This window comes from Saccharopolyspora pogona, assembly GCF_014697215.1.
Classification (GTDB): Bacteria; Actinomycetota; Actinomycetes; order Mycobacteriales; family Pseudonocardiaceae; genus Saccharopolyspora; species Saccharopolyspora hattusasensis.
In genome coordinates, this window is sequence record NZ_CP031142.1 from 2,139,630 (window position 1) to 2,152,109 (window position 12,480).

The 12,480-nt window shown below is 67.1% G+C and carries 13 protein-coding genes and 1 pseudogene; 2 read left to right on the forward strand and 12 right to left on the reverse strand.

Annotated features, from left to right (window positions below; all coding sequences use genetic code 11):
* Window positions 1-2 precede the first annotated feature (2 nt).
* From DL519_RS09720 to DL519_RS09730, 3 genes and pseudogenes are all read right to left on the reverse strand, one after another.
* Entirely contained in the window at window positions 3-257 is a 255-nt protein-coding gene (locus DL519_RS09720) for a hypothetical protein (protein WP_190814110.1), read from the reverse strand.
* Window positions 258-504: 247 nt separating this feature from the next.
* A complete protein-coding gene (locus DL519_RS09725; RefSeq protein WP_223838649.1) occupies window positions 505-2,853 on the reverse strand; it encodes an ATP-binding protein in 2,349 nt (782 codons plus the stop codon).
* Window positions 2,854-4,066: 1,213 nt separating this feature from the next.
* Window positions 4,067-4,896 (reverse strand): annotated as a pseudogene (locus tag DL519_RS09730) (transposase family protein).
* A gap of 264 nt (window positions 4,897-5,160) precedes the next feature.
* Here DL519_RS09730 and DL519_RS09735 point away from each other — a divergent pair.
* The gene (locus DL519_RS09735) at window positions 5,161-5,958 is read left to right on the forward strand and encodes a group II intron maturase-specific domain-containing protein (RefSeq protein ID WP_223838652.1); all 798 of its coding nucleotides are present in this window, start codon (window positions 5,161-5,163) and stop codon (window positions 5,956-5,958) included.
* Window positions 5,955-6,509 (forward strand): MFS transporter, encoded by a 555-nt coding sequence (locus DL519_RS09740; protein ID WP_190814112.1) that lies wholly within the window; start codon window positions 5,955-5,957, stop codon window positions 6,507-6,509. The genes DL519_RS09735 and DL519_RS09740 overlap by 4 nt, the downstream gene beginning before the upstream one ends.
* 93 nt (window positions 6,510-6,602) lie before the next feature.
* On the opposite strand, the gene DL519_RS09745 is transcribed toward DL519_RS09740, so the two are convergent.
* The 9 genes from DL519_RS09745 to DL519_RS09780 all read right to left on the reverse strand — a co-directional run bounded on the left by DL519_RS09745 (window position 6,603) and on the right by DL519_RS09780 (window position 12,343).
* Window positions 6,603-6,806, reverse strand: a complete 204-nt coding sequence (locus DL519_RS09745) for a cold-shock protein (protein WP_168588610.1) — start codon at window positions 6,804-6,806, stop codon at window positions 6,603-6,605.
* A gap of 371 nt (window positions 6,807-7,177) precedes the next feature.
* Window positions 7,178-7,753 carry an ABC transporter substrate-binding protein gene (locus tag DL519_RS09750; RefSeq protein ID WP_190823880.1) on the reverse strand — a complete coding sequence of 192 codons (576 nt, stop codon included), beginning with the start codon at window positions 7,751-7,753 and terminating at the stop codon, window positions 7,178-7,180.
* Between the two features lie 360 nt (window positions 7,754-8,113).
* The gene (locus DL519_RS09755; RefSeq protein WP_190814114.1) at window positions 8,114-8,902 is read right to left on the reverse strand and encodes an ABC transporter ATP-binding protein; all 789 of its coding nucleotides are present in this window, start codon (window positions 8,900-8,902) and stop codon (window positions 8,114-8,116) included.
* A 34-nt stretch (window positions 8,903-8,936) separates the two neighbouring features.
* Window positions 8,937-9,416 carry an ABC transporter permease gene (locus DL519_RS09760; protein WP_223838654.1) on the reverse strand — a complete coding sequence of 160 codons (480 nt, stop codon included), beginning with the start codon at window positions 9,414-9,416 and terminating at the stop codon, window positions 8,937-8,939.
* Between the two features lie 195 nt (window positions 9,417-9,611).
* Window positions 9,612-9,908, reverse strand: a complete 297-nt coding sequence (locus DL519_RS09765; RefSeq protein ID WP_190814116.1) for a PaaI family thioesterase — start codon at window positions 9,906-9,908, stop codon at window positions 9,612-9,614.
* Window positions 9,908-10,525 carry a zinc-binding dehydrogenase gene (locus DL519_RS45985; protein WP_223838656.1) on the reverse strand — a complete coding sequence of 206 codons (618 nt, stop codon included), beginning with the start codon at window positions 10,523-10,525 and terminating at the stop codon, window positions 9,908-9,910. The genes DL519_RS09765 and DL519_RS45985 overlap by 1 nt, the downstream gene beginning before the upstream one ends.
* A gap of 125 nt (window positions 10,526-10,650) precedes the next feature.
* On the reverse strand, window positions 10,651-10,869 hold the full coding sequence (locus DL519_RS45990) for an alcohol dehydrogenase catalytic domain-containing protein (RefSeq protein ID WP_223838659.1): 219 nt from the start codon (window positions 10,867-10,869) through the stop codon (window positions 10,651-10,653).
* A gap of 40 nt (window positions 10,870-10,909) precedes the next feature.
* Complete coding sequence (locus DL519_RS09775; protein WP_223838661.1) at window positions 10,910-11,590, reverse strand: VOC family protein; 681 nt, start codon at window positions 11,588-11,590, stop codon at window positions 10,910-10,912.
* Between the two features lie 132 nt (window positions 11,591-11,722).
* Window positions 11,723-12,343 (reverse strand): L-threonylcarbamoyladenylate synthase, encoded by a 621-nt coding sequence (locus DL519_RS09780; protein WP_190814117.1) that lies wholly within the window; start codon window positions 12,341-12,343, stop codon window positions 11,723-11,725.
* Window positions 12,344-12,480 lie beyond the last annotated feature (137 nt).

Here is a 12,480-nt window from a genome sequence, read left to right on the forward strand (position 1 = left end):
GCTTAGCGGGCATCGTCACTGAGTTGGATGAGTGGGGATATACCCGGGCCGTCGCGTGGAGTGGGCCCGATGCACATTGCCAATGACGCGAGTGCGGGTGCTGCCACTGTCTGCGGCAAGGACGTGGCCATGGTGCCGTCACCGGACAACGCGTTGATCAATGCGATCACGAGGGCGACGATGACGATGATGCCGAGCAGGACGCACGCGGCCATGCCCAGCCGGTAACGCAGCTTGCGTTCCTGAAGCGACTCCATCTTGTAGAGGCCGCTTTCCTGCGGGAATCGTTTTCCTGTGCTAGCAGGACTCGGTCTTCGGCCATCAGGCCGCAGCAGTGCCGGACCGTCGCGGGAACCCGCAGATGTTCCTGCTTGGTGATGCGGCACACGCCACGGGTATCGGTGCGGATGATCAGGAGGCCGCGCGTCTCGCGGATGTTCAAGCGGGTGCCGGGTGTCCATCCGAGGGCGTGCAGGAGGGCGTGATCGGCAGCCCCCAGAGGAGCTAGAGACGGTCCCTGACCCAGGTGGCGATCTGTACCCGAGAGGTGGCTCCGAGCTTGGAGAGAATGTGCTCGACATGCGTTTCCGCGGTGCGCTGCGAGATCACCAGTGCTTCGGCGATGTCCTTGTTCGACAGTCCTTGCGTCACCAGGTTGGCGACCTCCTGCTCCCGCCGGGTCAGTACTGGCAAAGCGGAACCCGCAGCAGGCACCTTTGCTAGCGTCGGAGTCGCCGGAGCCTGTTCACTGAGCGCGTAGGACACCGCCTGCTCATTGCCTAACTGCGTGCCCTGCCGATAGGCCTTTTCGTACGCCTGATCACCCAGGGCGTTCCTGGCTTGGCGCTCACCGTCGCGGTGCCACCGCAACCAAAAACTCGCGTTCAGCAGGGGGCTGCTGCCCAGGAGCTTCCACAGCGGCTCGACGGCACCGAACAGTCGGGCGGCCCGTTTCGCGTCACCGCGATCCATCGCCACCAGACCCAGCTGCTCGATGCCCAACGCCACGCCCAGCGTGTCATTGAACTTGCGCTTGATCCGAAGGGCTGCCCGGGCCTCCTCTTCTGCTGCCTGAATGTCGCCGGCGAGCCGCCGAGCATGCCCCAGGTACCAGCGCATCGAGGCCGACTGCCACTCCTCGCCGGCACGCTCACAGATCGACCGGCCTTCCGCACAGGCCTCGCCAGCACGTTCGAAGTCGCCACGTGCGAAATGCACGCTGGCCAGAAGGTTGAAGGAGAGCAGGGCGGGGGAGAAAGTGCTGAGCTGCCCCGTTGCGCGAAACTCGGCCAGCGCCTGCTCCGCCAGCTCGGACGCCCGCGCCGTATCATCGCAAAACCATGCATGCCATCCCAGCCAATGGGTAGCGTGGGCCTTGGCCGCCCGATCGCCCACGTGGTCGGCCACCTCGATGGCCTCCTGCGATGCACGCTCTGCGTTAGGGAGGTCTCCCTGGATCATGGCGATCCAACCGCGCACCCACAGGGCCCTCGCTCGTTCCTGGCTCGGTTCCCGCGACAGCGCCAGCAGTCGGTCCAGCCAGTACCGGCCGTCCCGAACGAAAGCGCTGCCGATCCAGTGGAACCACAATGCACCGGTGAGCAGCAGTCCTGTCCTTGCCTGACCGGGCTCGGTGCAGCAGAAGTCCAGCGCCGCCCACAGGTTCGGGTTCTGGCTCTGGAACCACTGCCACCATTTCCACTGCTGCGGCCCGGACCATTCCGCGTCGGCCTGCTTGACCACCGCTAGGTAGTAGTCCCGGTGCCGACGCCGCAGCAGCGTCTCCTCGCCACGGGCGGCCAGCTGCTCTCGCCCGTACTGGCGGATGGTCTCCAGCATCCGGTACCACATCGTGGTACCGCGCTGCACCGGGGACACCACTGACTTTTCCACCAGCCCGGACACGGCGTCGAGAATGTCCTCCTCGGCCAGGCCGGCACCGTCACACACCTGCTCGGCCGCCTCGAGATCGAACTCACCCGCGAACACCGACAGCCGAGCCCACAACACCTGCTCGGCCGGCGAGCACAGGTCGAAACTCCATTCCGCCGCTGCCCGCAACGTCTGGTGCCGGGCGGGCGCACCCCGATGTTTGGTGGTGAGCAATTGGAACCGGTCCTCGATCCGCTGTGAGATCTGCTCCGGCGACAGCATCCGCAGTCGCACTGCGGCTAGTTCGATCGCCAACGGCAGCCCGTCCAACTGTCGGCACAACCGCGCCACCGCCTCCTCGTTGTCCTGGTCCACCCGGAACCCCGGCAGCACCGCCACCGCCCGCTCCTCCAGTAGCGTCACCGCCTCATACTCAGCGACGCCGTGGTCCTGTGCCCGACCATCGTCTGACGAATCCACTCCGGGCACCGCCAACGGCGGCACCGGAAAAGCCTGCTCCCCCGTGACACGCAACCATTCACGACTCGTGGCCAGCACCCGCACCCCCGGCGCCCCCAACAGGGCACTCACGACAGCCACGGCAGCCCCCAGCACGTGCTCACAGTTGTCCAGCACGATCAACAACCGCTTGTCCGCCAGGAACTCCACCAAGGCGGTCAGCGGCTCCCCCGCCGACTGATCCGGCAACTCCAGCGCCGCCGTCACCGCGCTCACCAGCATCGCGGAATCCTGCAGCTGGGCCAGCTCCACCAGCCACACGCCATCCGGGAAAGCTCGCCGCACCTCCCGGGCCACGTGCAGGGCCAGCCGGGTCTTGCCCACCCCAGGCGGGCCGGTCAACGTCACCAGCCGTGACGTCGACAGCCGCTTCTTCACCTCAGCCGACATCTGCCGCCGACCCACAAAGCTCGTCGTTTCGGTGGGAAGCTGCCCGCCGCGGACATGGAACACAGTACTCATCGGCAGTCCTCGATATCGAGCTTACGAGGGCTGCTCGGTCAGTGCTAGTAGTAGGTCGGGTGGCCGGGAGGGATCACACCTCCCGGTCGGATAGGACCGCCGCATTGCTGCTAATAGATAACCCTGAGAACCGCGCATGCGACTCGTCGCCGCACACGGCTCAAGCAAGCCGCGAGGGCAAGCTGGCGGGCTGAAGCCGTTTGGGGCGGTTGCCATTGGACCTGTTGGTGTCCCGTTGGCAGTGGGCGTGTATGAGACGGGTTTGATGATTGTTCGGGGTCCCGCCGTCCGTTGTGGCGATCGCGCGTTTGATGATCGCTTTACGGGTGGCGGCCAGCCATTGCTCCCATTCGGTGGGCGATGCTGGCTGATGGCCGGCGTGCAGAAGGTAGTCCCCGCAGATAGGGCAGCGGCCCTGCTGGGCTTGCAACAGCCGCAGGGTGGATCGGCCCAGCGGGGGCGGGTTCCTGCCGCGCCGTTTTCTCCAGTACTCGGCCAGGCGGGATCGTAAGGTGATGCTCCGTCCTTGACCATCTGGTGCCGAACGATCGATGTCCAGGAGAACTTGATCAGGTAGGCGCCGCTACTGCGATCGCCGAAGACCCACCTGTCGTTCCTGGTCGGATGATACGTGCCGAAGTGGTGGCCGACGACCCACCACTTCGACTTATTGCGGTGCCCGCCTAACGCCCACCGGTAGGTGTGACGCCACTTATTGATTTTGGCCAGAGTTGCTCATCGAATTTCCCCACTCGGGGGTGGTGGTTAGCGTAGTGGTTGGTGGGTGCCGGTGGTGGTTTTGCGGAGCGTGTCGGCGCGGGCTTGGTGGTCGCGGAGGCGATCGCGGTAGGGACCGCCCTCACAGGCCCTCACAGGCGACCCCCCGCGCAGATCCCAGCGTGCAGGACTACCGCACTGGGCTCCTGCCTCGGGTTTTGGCGTCGAAGCGCACGTCGGGGAAAGGGTGCATCTTGCGAGCGGGTGGTAACCAATGGTAGGCGAGGCGGTTCATCCGTGGCCAGGTGATCCGCGTGCGCTGGCTGCGGCGCCGTAGCGCTTTGTACCAGTGCCGGGTCATCTGGGTGCGGAAGGCCGCCACTGCCTGGATGTTGCCGGGCACGGCGTAGTAAGCGAGGTGACCTTGCACCACGCTTCGCAGCCACTGAGCCTTTCCGCGTAACCTCCCGTGGCGTTGTGTGATCAATTTTGTTGATCATGTGGTGCGGCCGTGTTCGTGGTGGAGCAGGACCAGGGCGGCGGCGACGATGTCGCCGAGGCACCAGGGGCAGCCGCGGTAGCGACGCAGAGCCTTATAGGTGGTCTTGGGTAGCGAGTTGGCGCGCTCGCCGAGGCAGCGTAGGGCGCCGTGGATGGCGTTGTAGGACTGTTGGCCGATGGTGAGTTGCTCGTCTTTGGGCTTCTTGAACGGGATCGTGAAGGTCTCGGGCTCGCCTTCGTAGCCGAGGTCGGCAAGGGCGAGGGCGCCGTCGGTGATCCAGTCGGTGATCCGCGTGAGCAGTTCGGGGTCGGCGCGGGCGGCACTCATGTCGTGCTCGCGGCCGGGTCGCACGTCGGAGGTCCACAGTGGCCATCCGTCCGGGGCGGAGACAACCTGGATGTTCCCGCCGTGATGGCGGTGCTTGCCGCTCCACCACAAATCCACCCCGCGGGTGGGGCTGGGGTGGAGATCCGGTCGGTGTGGATCAGCGTGCCGTCCACGATCACATGCGAGTGACCAGCCGCCTTGGCCGCCAGCAGCGCCCCGTGCAGCGACGGCCGGCGCGCGGCGAGCACCGCAATGCCCTCGTCCCGGTACTCATACGCCGTCGACAAGGCGACGGCGTTGTCCCTGGCCAGCGCCGCCATCCGGGCGTCTTCCAGGAACCAGCGCAGCACCAAAACGGCCTGCTTGTAGGTCCCCATCGCACGCCGTCCCTTGCGGGTACCCCGCCGGAGACGCTCGGCGTGCAGCAGTCCGGACAGGAACAAGACACTGTCCTCGGATACCTCCAGAACAGCGGTATATGTGACAGTCGTAGACACGCGGGATCCCTGTGAAGTTGATCTGTGAGAAGACCACTTCGTAGCAGGGATCCCGCGTCTTCACGCGCATCCCCGCTCGGCGCGCCCCAAGATCACACAGCGTCGCGAACCGTTACTCGGAACGGCTCACTGCCCTTGGTCGGGGATGGGCTCATGCCGGCGTCGCTTGAGTTCTTCTTTGACCTCACGTAACTTCGCCCGCATTCGCTTCGAGATGGTGACCCGCCGCAGCCAGAACCGCCCGTTCCTCGTCTTGCCGCACTGGTGCGTGAGGCCGAGGAAGTCGAACGGCTCGGGTTTCCCGAGCCCCCACGCCGCTCGCCGCCAGGCGGCGTGCCGCCCGAACTCGATCAGCCAGGTCTTGTCGGGATGCAGTTCCAGCCCGAACTTCGCGAACCGCTCGCGGAGATCGGCAAGGAACCGCTGCGCGTCCTCTTGATACTCGAAGCCAGCGGTGAGGTGAGTAGCCGGGCGGGATCACACCGCCGGGCTACTCACCGGTGCCTAGCCGTGTCCGGCACCAAGGCGCACGCCGAGGCCCTGAAGGAGGAGATCTCGGGAGTCTTGGCCACGATGGGCTTGCGCCTGTCGCCGGAAAAGACTCTCATCACCCGCATCGACGAAGGCGTGGACTTCCTCGGCTGGCGCATCCAGCGCCACCGCAAGCGAGGAACCGGCAAGCACTACGTCTACGTCTACCCGGCCAAGAAAGCGTTAGCCGTTGTCATGGCCAAGGTGAAGACGATCTGCCGGAAGAACACGAACCAGCCGCTCGCGGTCCTGCTGCACCAGCTCAACCGGATGCTGCGGGGCTGGACCGCGTACTTCAAGTACGGATGCTCGAACGCGACCTTCAGCTACCTACGGTCGTACCTCTGGAAAGAGGTCGTCCGGTGGCAGGAACGCAAGCACCGGCGCACCCCATGGAAAGCACTGCGGCGACGCTACGGCATCTGGCCCGCCGACGGTGATGTCGGGCTGTTCGATCCGGCACGAGTCAGCGCGAAGCGCTACTACTACCGGGGAACACGCATCCCGACACCCTGGCCGAGCGCCGCATGAGGACAACCACCGAGACCTACACGGCCTTCTACTGCGTCTTCTACGGTCTGCCGCAGTGGCTGGAGGAAGCCAGGGGGCTGGGACCGGTCGGCACCGGCCTGGTGGTGCTGCCGATCGCGGCCGTCGGCGCGGTGTCCACCCTGCTGGCCACCCGGCTGCAGCGCAAGCACGGGCCGCGAGCGGCGTTGCTCGTCGGGACGGCCGCGCTGTGCGTTGGCGGGCTGCTGCTGACGGTGCCGGATACCGACTCGCCGATCCTGCTGCTGCTCGTGGTCTCCGCGTTGCTGGGGTTGCCCAACGGGTTCAACAACATGGGCAACCAGGGCGCGATGTACGCCGCCGCCCCGGCCGAGCGCATGGGCGCGGCATCCGGGCTCTACCGCACTTCGCAGTACGTCGGCGCGAACCTCGCCGCCGCGCTCCTGGCGCTGGTGATCGGCGGGCACGCCGACGATGCCGGCCTGCATCGGATGGGCCTGGCGATCGCGATCATCGCGGGCGCGCTGCTCGCCGCCTCGCTGTTCGGCCTGCTCCGCCGCCGACGCGCCTGAACACGGGCGAAGGCCCCGCACCTGGTGGGATGCGGGGCCTTCGCGAGCTTAGGGGCCGGCCCGGGACCCGGTACCGGCCGGGCAACCCGAAACTCAGACGAGTCGGACGTCGCTGGCCTGCGGGCCCTTCGGGCCCTGGGTGACCTCGTAGGTGACCTTCTGGTCCTCGTCGAGGCTGCGGAAACCGCGAGCGTCGATCGCCGAGTAGTGGACGAAGACGTCCGCGCCACCGTCGTCAGGCGCGATGAAGCCGAAGCCCTTTTCCGAGTTGAACCACTTCACGGTTCCCTGTGCCATGTCTCTCTCCTTCTGGGAGCCGGTACTACTACAGGCACTCACACTGCGTGACCGCCTGGGTCGCGGATCTCGAACGGCGACTTCTCCAGCTACAACCAGATAGCAGCACGCTCGCATCACCATCCTGCGAGTGCGCGCGAACACGACCCCAGAAAAATACGACCACCGTAGACACTACACGGTCGGCGGCGATCATGTCGTGCTGGATCGCCCGGGTGTCGCACGATCGAGGGAACTTCGCACCGGCCGCCGGGACCGCCGCCGGTTCCGGTGTTTCGCGTGTTTCTCGATGGGGCTCCGGAGAAAAGGGGAAGGGCACCTCCGGGCGAATCTTTCGCTCGAAGGTGCCCTTCAACCGGTGAATCCGGCGGTCAGTTGCCGGGCCCGGACCAGAAGAGCTCGTCCAGGTTCGGGGCCTTCTCGACGGCACTGAACTTGACCGCGTAGGTCGCGTACTCCTGGGCGCTGGCGCGGTCGAGGCCCTGCGGGTAGGTCGGCAGGTTCGCGGTCGACACGATCTTCGGGTTGAACTTCAGGTTTGTCACCACCGCTTCGCGTGCCTTGTCGGGGTGCTCGGTGGCGAACCGGTTCGCCTCGTCCAGGGCGTCCGAGAACGCCTTGACGACCTCCGGGTTCTGCTTCGCGAACGCGCCGCTGGTGATGTAGTAGCCCAGCGTCGCCTCCGGGCGGGCCTCGGCGAAATTGGAGATCAGCGGGGTGACCCCGGCGGCGAGGGCGGCCTGCACGTTCGGCTCGACCTGCCAGATGGCGTCCACGTCACCGCGCTTGAGCGCGTCGTTCATGTCCGAGTACGGCATCGGCGTGAACCGGAGGCCGGAGACGTCCACGCCGCGCTTCTCCAGCGCCATCTTGATGCTCACCTCGCCGATGTTGTGCAGCGAGTTGACCGCGATGTTGGCGTGTGCCAGGTCGTTGACCGAGCGGATCGGGCTTGATCGTCGCCGGGATCAGCGCGGCACCGCTGTCGGCGACGTGCACCGACACGTCGAGCCCGTGCTTGGCGAAGATGCCTTCGCTCACGCCCAGGTACAGCGGTGCGGCGTCGATCGTCGGGATGATGCCCACGCGCAGTGCGGTGCGGCCGTCGGCGGACTTGGTGAGTTCCGGCCCGCCGCAGGCGGCCAGCGCAGTCACCGCGAGCAACGCGACCAGCGCCGCCAAGATCCTTGGAATTCCCCGCATGTTTCCTCTCCAAATAGTTCTTGTCTTTGAAGCGGCGCAGCCGCTTGGCGGCCTCTGAGGTTCCGCTACTCGCACCGCCACGCAGAACGATCCGCACATTGTCATCAGTGCGCGGATGCGGGCTCGGTGCTGTTGACCATCGCCCTGATCCGGCTGAACACGTGGGCCCGCAGGCGGGCGAACTCCGGTAGTTCCTTGGTGCCGACCTGGTCCCGTTCGGCGGGCAGGTCGATCGGCACGATCTCGTCGATGCGGCTGGGGGAACGGCTCAGGATCGCCACCCGGTCGCTGAGGTAGACCGCCTCGTCCACGTCGTGGGTGACGAACACCAGCGCCAGGTCGGTGTCGTCGCGCACCCGCAGCAGCAGGTCTTCGAGGTCGGCGCGGGTCTGCGCGTCGGCCGAGGCGAACGGCTCGTCCATGATCAGCACCTGTGGCCGGTAGGCGATCGCGCGGGCGATCGCCACCCGCTGCTGCGTGCCCCCGGAGAGCTGCCACGGGTACTTCGACCCCGCCTCGGAGAGGCCGACCTGCGCCAGCGCGGTGTCGACGCGCTGGCGCAGGTCGGCGGCGGACAGCCCGAGTTTGCGCAGCGGCAGTTCGACGTTGCGCCGCACCGTGAACCACGCCATCAGCGAGTGGGCGTAATCCTGGAACACCACCGCGAACTCCGGTGGCGGACCGGTGACCTCCTTGCCGTTGAAGCGCACGCTGCCCTCGGTGGGCTTGGCCAGCCCGGTCAGGCAGCGCAGCACAGTCGTCTTGCCCGCGCCGGACGGGCCGACGATGGTGAAGAACTCCCGCTCGCCGACGGTGAAGCTGACGTCGTCGACGACCCGCGCGGTTCCGGTGCGGGTGGGGAATTCCTTGGCGATGTTGGTTACTTCGAGCATGTCGTCCTCACCGGTGTCCGAAGTGCAGCGTTGCTCATCGCGTCCGCTCCGCGCGTTTCTCCCAGGGCAGGAGCAGTTTCTCGGCCAGGCCGAACAGCCAGGTCAGGGCGAAGTCGAGCACCCCGAGCAGCAGCACCCCGGACCACATGTCGTTGATCCGGAAGGTGTTCTGCGCATCGACGATGACGAACCCGATGCCCTGGTGGCTGCCGACCATCTCGCTGGTGACCGTCAGGATCAGGCTCAGCGGGATGGCGACCCGGATGCCGCTGGCGGTGTCGCGCAGCGTGGGCTCCAGCGAACGTGTGCCGTCCAGCGCGTTGAGCAGCACCGGCCACACACAGCCCAGCGCGATCAGGAACACCTTCATCTCGGTGCCCAGCCCGAACAGCATCATCGCGAACGGCAGCAGCGCGGTGGCCGGGATGGCGCGGACGAACTCGATGCTCGGCGACAGCGCCCGGTGCAGCAGCGGGACCTGGCCGAGCGCCACGCCGACCACGATGCCCAGCACGACGCCGATCGCCAGCCCGCTGACCAGGTTGCCGATGCCGGAGCCGATGTCGGCCCCAGTGCTCCCGGGCGGTTTCGAGGATCCGGCTCAGCGGCGGGAAGTAGACGCTGGTGGAGTTCTCGGTGGCCAGCCACCAGATCGCCACGGTGGCGATGGCACCGACCACGCCGAGCAGTGCGGACAGGACTCGTCGGTTCATCGCGCGCCCCGATTCGCCGCGCCCCGATTCGCCGCGTCCCGGTTCGCCGCGTCCCAGTGCAGCAGCCGCCGCTCCCCCGCGGTCAGCGCGATGTTGATCAGCCAGCCGAGCAGCGAAGCCAGGATTCCGCCATGTGTGGCGTGGCTTTCGGGGTTGCCGATCCACTCCTCGCGCCAGCTCGCGGTGAGCTCGATGCGGTCCTTGGTCAGCTCGACGACCCGCACGTCCAGCCACCGGTGGTAGGGGGCGGCCCGTAGCAGTTCTTCTACGTCGGAAGCGGTCAGCTCGGTCATCACTCGTCGCCCCACGGGTCGACGACGATCTTGCCAATGAACTTGCGGTCCGCCAGCCGGGCCAGGCCCTCGCGGGCCCGCGATAGCGGCAGCACCTGGTCGATCAGCGGCTCGTAGTCGCCGGCCACGACCCCGGACAGCAGCGCGCGGAAGTCGTCGTCGGTGAAGCCGTTGGAGCCGATCACCTGGATCTCGAAGCTCCAGATGTAGCGCAGGTCCTCGGTCGGGTCGTAGCCCGCCGTCGCGCCGCAGACCAGGATCTTGCCGCCGAGCTTCACGCAGCGCAGCGTCGGCGCCCAGGTGTCCCCGCCGGTGTAGTTGATCACCACGTCGACGCCGGTGTCGTAGCTGTAGCGCTGCGGCTTGCCGTGGTGCTTTTTGACGTAGTCGAGGAAGTTCTCGGTCTTGTAGTTGACGACCTCGTCCGCGCCGATCGCCTTGAGCTTCTCGCCCTTGTCGTCGTCGCCAACGGCAGCGATCCCGTGCGCGCCGAGTTTCTTGCAGAGGATCACCGAGGCGGTGCCGACGCCGCCGGAGGCGCCGAGGATCAGCACCTTGTCACCGGCCTTGACGGTCTCCTTCGTGACGATCATCCGGTGCGCGGTGCCGTAGGCCACCGGCAGCGCCGCGGCCTGGGTGTTCTCGACCTCCTTCCGGCAGCGGGATCAGCTGCTCGGCCGACACCAGCGCGTACTGCGCGAGGCCGCCGTCGAGGGTCTCGCCCTCGCCCAGTTCGGCGACGTCACCCCGCCAGGTCCAGGCCGATGACCACCGGGAACGGGATCTTGATGCCCGGCATGCCGCGGGTGGTGAAGATGTCGTGGTAGTTGAACGACGTCGCCCGCACCTTGATCACGACGTGGCCGGGGATGGCGGTGGGCTTCGGGTAGTCGTCGCGCAGGCGAAGCCGGTCGAGGGCGCCGTGGCCTTCCAGGACCAGTGCGCGCATCGTGTCGGTCATCGGTGGTGCTTCCCCATCCGTGTTCGGTTTTCAGGGCTGTTCAGCGGAATTCGACGAGCCCGTGCTCGCCGGAGACGGTGAGGGCGAGCCCGGCGGGGCCGGTGTCCAGCCGCAGCGAGGTCCCGATCGCCCGCAGCACCAGGCGCACCGCATCGGGGTCCCGGTGGCTGCCCGTGAACGACACCAGCTCCACCGCCGGCAGTCCAACGGCAGGCGAGGTCGTGGTGCCCCAGTCGATGAGGAAGGGGACGACGCCGTCCGGCAGCCCGTTCGGCGGTTCGGTGAGGCGCCATTGGAGCAGCTCGCCGGAGGTCGTGCGGCGTTGCCCAGGGCCGATGGGGCCAATGTGCGCCGCGGCGGCATCTATGTCGGCGGGGTGCACGGCCCAGGCCGCGACGCGGGGTTCGCGCAGGGCCGCCAGCCCGAAGGTGAGGGCGTCGTCGCCGACCGTGCGGTCCGGGTCCGGGCCGATGATCTCCAGGTAGCTGTCGGCGCCGAAGGTGACCAGGTAGTTGCGGGTGCCGCGGTCGGGGTGCGCGCCGCCCGGGGCGGGCCGCACGCCGGTGCGGGCGGCGAAGTCGGCGACCGTCTGGTCCAGCGTCGGGGTCGCGATCACCACGTGGTCAAGTCGCGGCGGGATCGCCGGTGTCTCCTGCTCGCCCATCGGTCCGTTCTCCGCTCCGGGTTCGTCGCTGCAATCCTCGATCGCGGATGTGTACACGTCAAAGGCTTGTGTATACGTTCTACGATGTGAACGTCGCCAACGTCGGATGCGAACGAATCCCTTGGTCAGAGCAATGAAAAACGGCTCCCAACAGATGGCGGGAGCCGTGCACTCGCGGTGTTCGGGGCGTTACTCGAAGCGAGAGGTGTCGCCCGCGCCGCGGCGGATGATCTCCGGCTCGGGGCCGGAGAAGTCGATGACGGTGGTGGGCTCGGTGCCGCATTCGCCGGAGTCGATCACGGCGTCCAGGACGTGGTCGAGCTCGTCCTTGATCTGCCAGCCCTGTGTCATCGGCTCCTCCTCGCCGGGCAGCAGCAGCGTGCTGGACAGCATCGGCTCGCCGAGCTCGGCCAGCAGCGCCTGCACGACGACGTGGTCCGGAATGCGCACGCCCACGGTCTTCTTCTTCGGATGCATCAACCGGCGCGGCACTTCCTTGGTGGCGGGCAGGATGAACGTGTAGCTGCCCGGCGTCGACGCCTTGATCGCTCGGAACACCGCGTTGTTGATGATCACGAACTGCCCCAGCTGCGCGAAGTTCTGGCACACCAGGGTGAAGTGGTGGCGGTCGTCGAGGTGCCGGACGGACCGGATCCGGTCTATGCCGTCCTTGTTGCCCAGCTGGGCACCGAGCGCGAAGCACGAGTCCGTCGGGTACGCGATGAGCCCGTTGTCGCGGACGATGTCCACCACCTGGTTGATCGCGCGCCGCTGCGGGTTCTCCGGATGCACGTCGAAGTACTTCGCCATGCACCGAGCTTAGGATCACCCGCAAGTCGGGGCCCACCGGCATGGCGGATTCGATCGACCGGCGGGATGCGACGTCGATGTGGTTCGCCGACCAGCCGCTGATCGCGTCCAGTCCGCCCTGAATCCCCTTGGTCAGC

Excerpts from the sequence above, each read along its gene's own strand:
- DL519_RS09720 (WP_190814110.1), bottom strand. The coding sequence starts at position 257 with ATGGAGTCGCTTCAGGAACGCAAGCTGCGTTACCGGCTGGGCATGGCC.
- DL519_RS09725 (WP_223838649.1), bottom strand. The coding sequence starts at position 2,853 with ATGAGTACTGTGTTCCATGTCCGCGGCGGGCAGCTTCCCACCGAAACG.
- DL519_RS09740 (WP_190814112.1), top strand. The coding sequence starts at position 5,955 with ATGAGGACAACCACCGAGACCTACACGGCCTTCTACTGCGTCTTCTAC.
- DL519_RS09745 (WP_168588610.1), bottom strand. The coding sequence starts at position 6,806 with ATGGCACAGGGAACCGTGAAGTGGTTCAACTCGGAAAAGGGCTTCGGC.
- DL519_RS09755 (WP_190814114.1), bottom strand. The coding sequence starts at position 8,902 with ATGCTCGAAGTAACCAACATCGCCAAGGAATTCCCCACCCGCACCGGA.
- DL519_RS09765 (WP_190814116.1), bottom strand. The coding sequence starts at position 9,908 with ATGACCGAGCTGACCGCTTCCGACGTAGAAGAACTGCTACGGGCCGCC.
- DL519_RS45990 (WP_223838659.1), bottom strand. The coding sequence starts at position 10,869 with ATGACCGACACGATGCGCGCACTGGTCCTGGAAGGCCACGGCGCCCTC.
- DL519_RS09780 (WP_190814117.1), bottom strand. The coding sequence starts at position 12,343 with ATGGCGAAGTACTTCGACGTGCATCCGGAGAACCCGCAGCGGCGCGCG.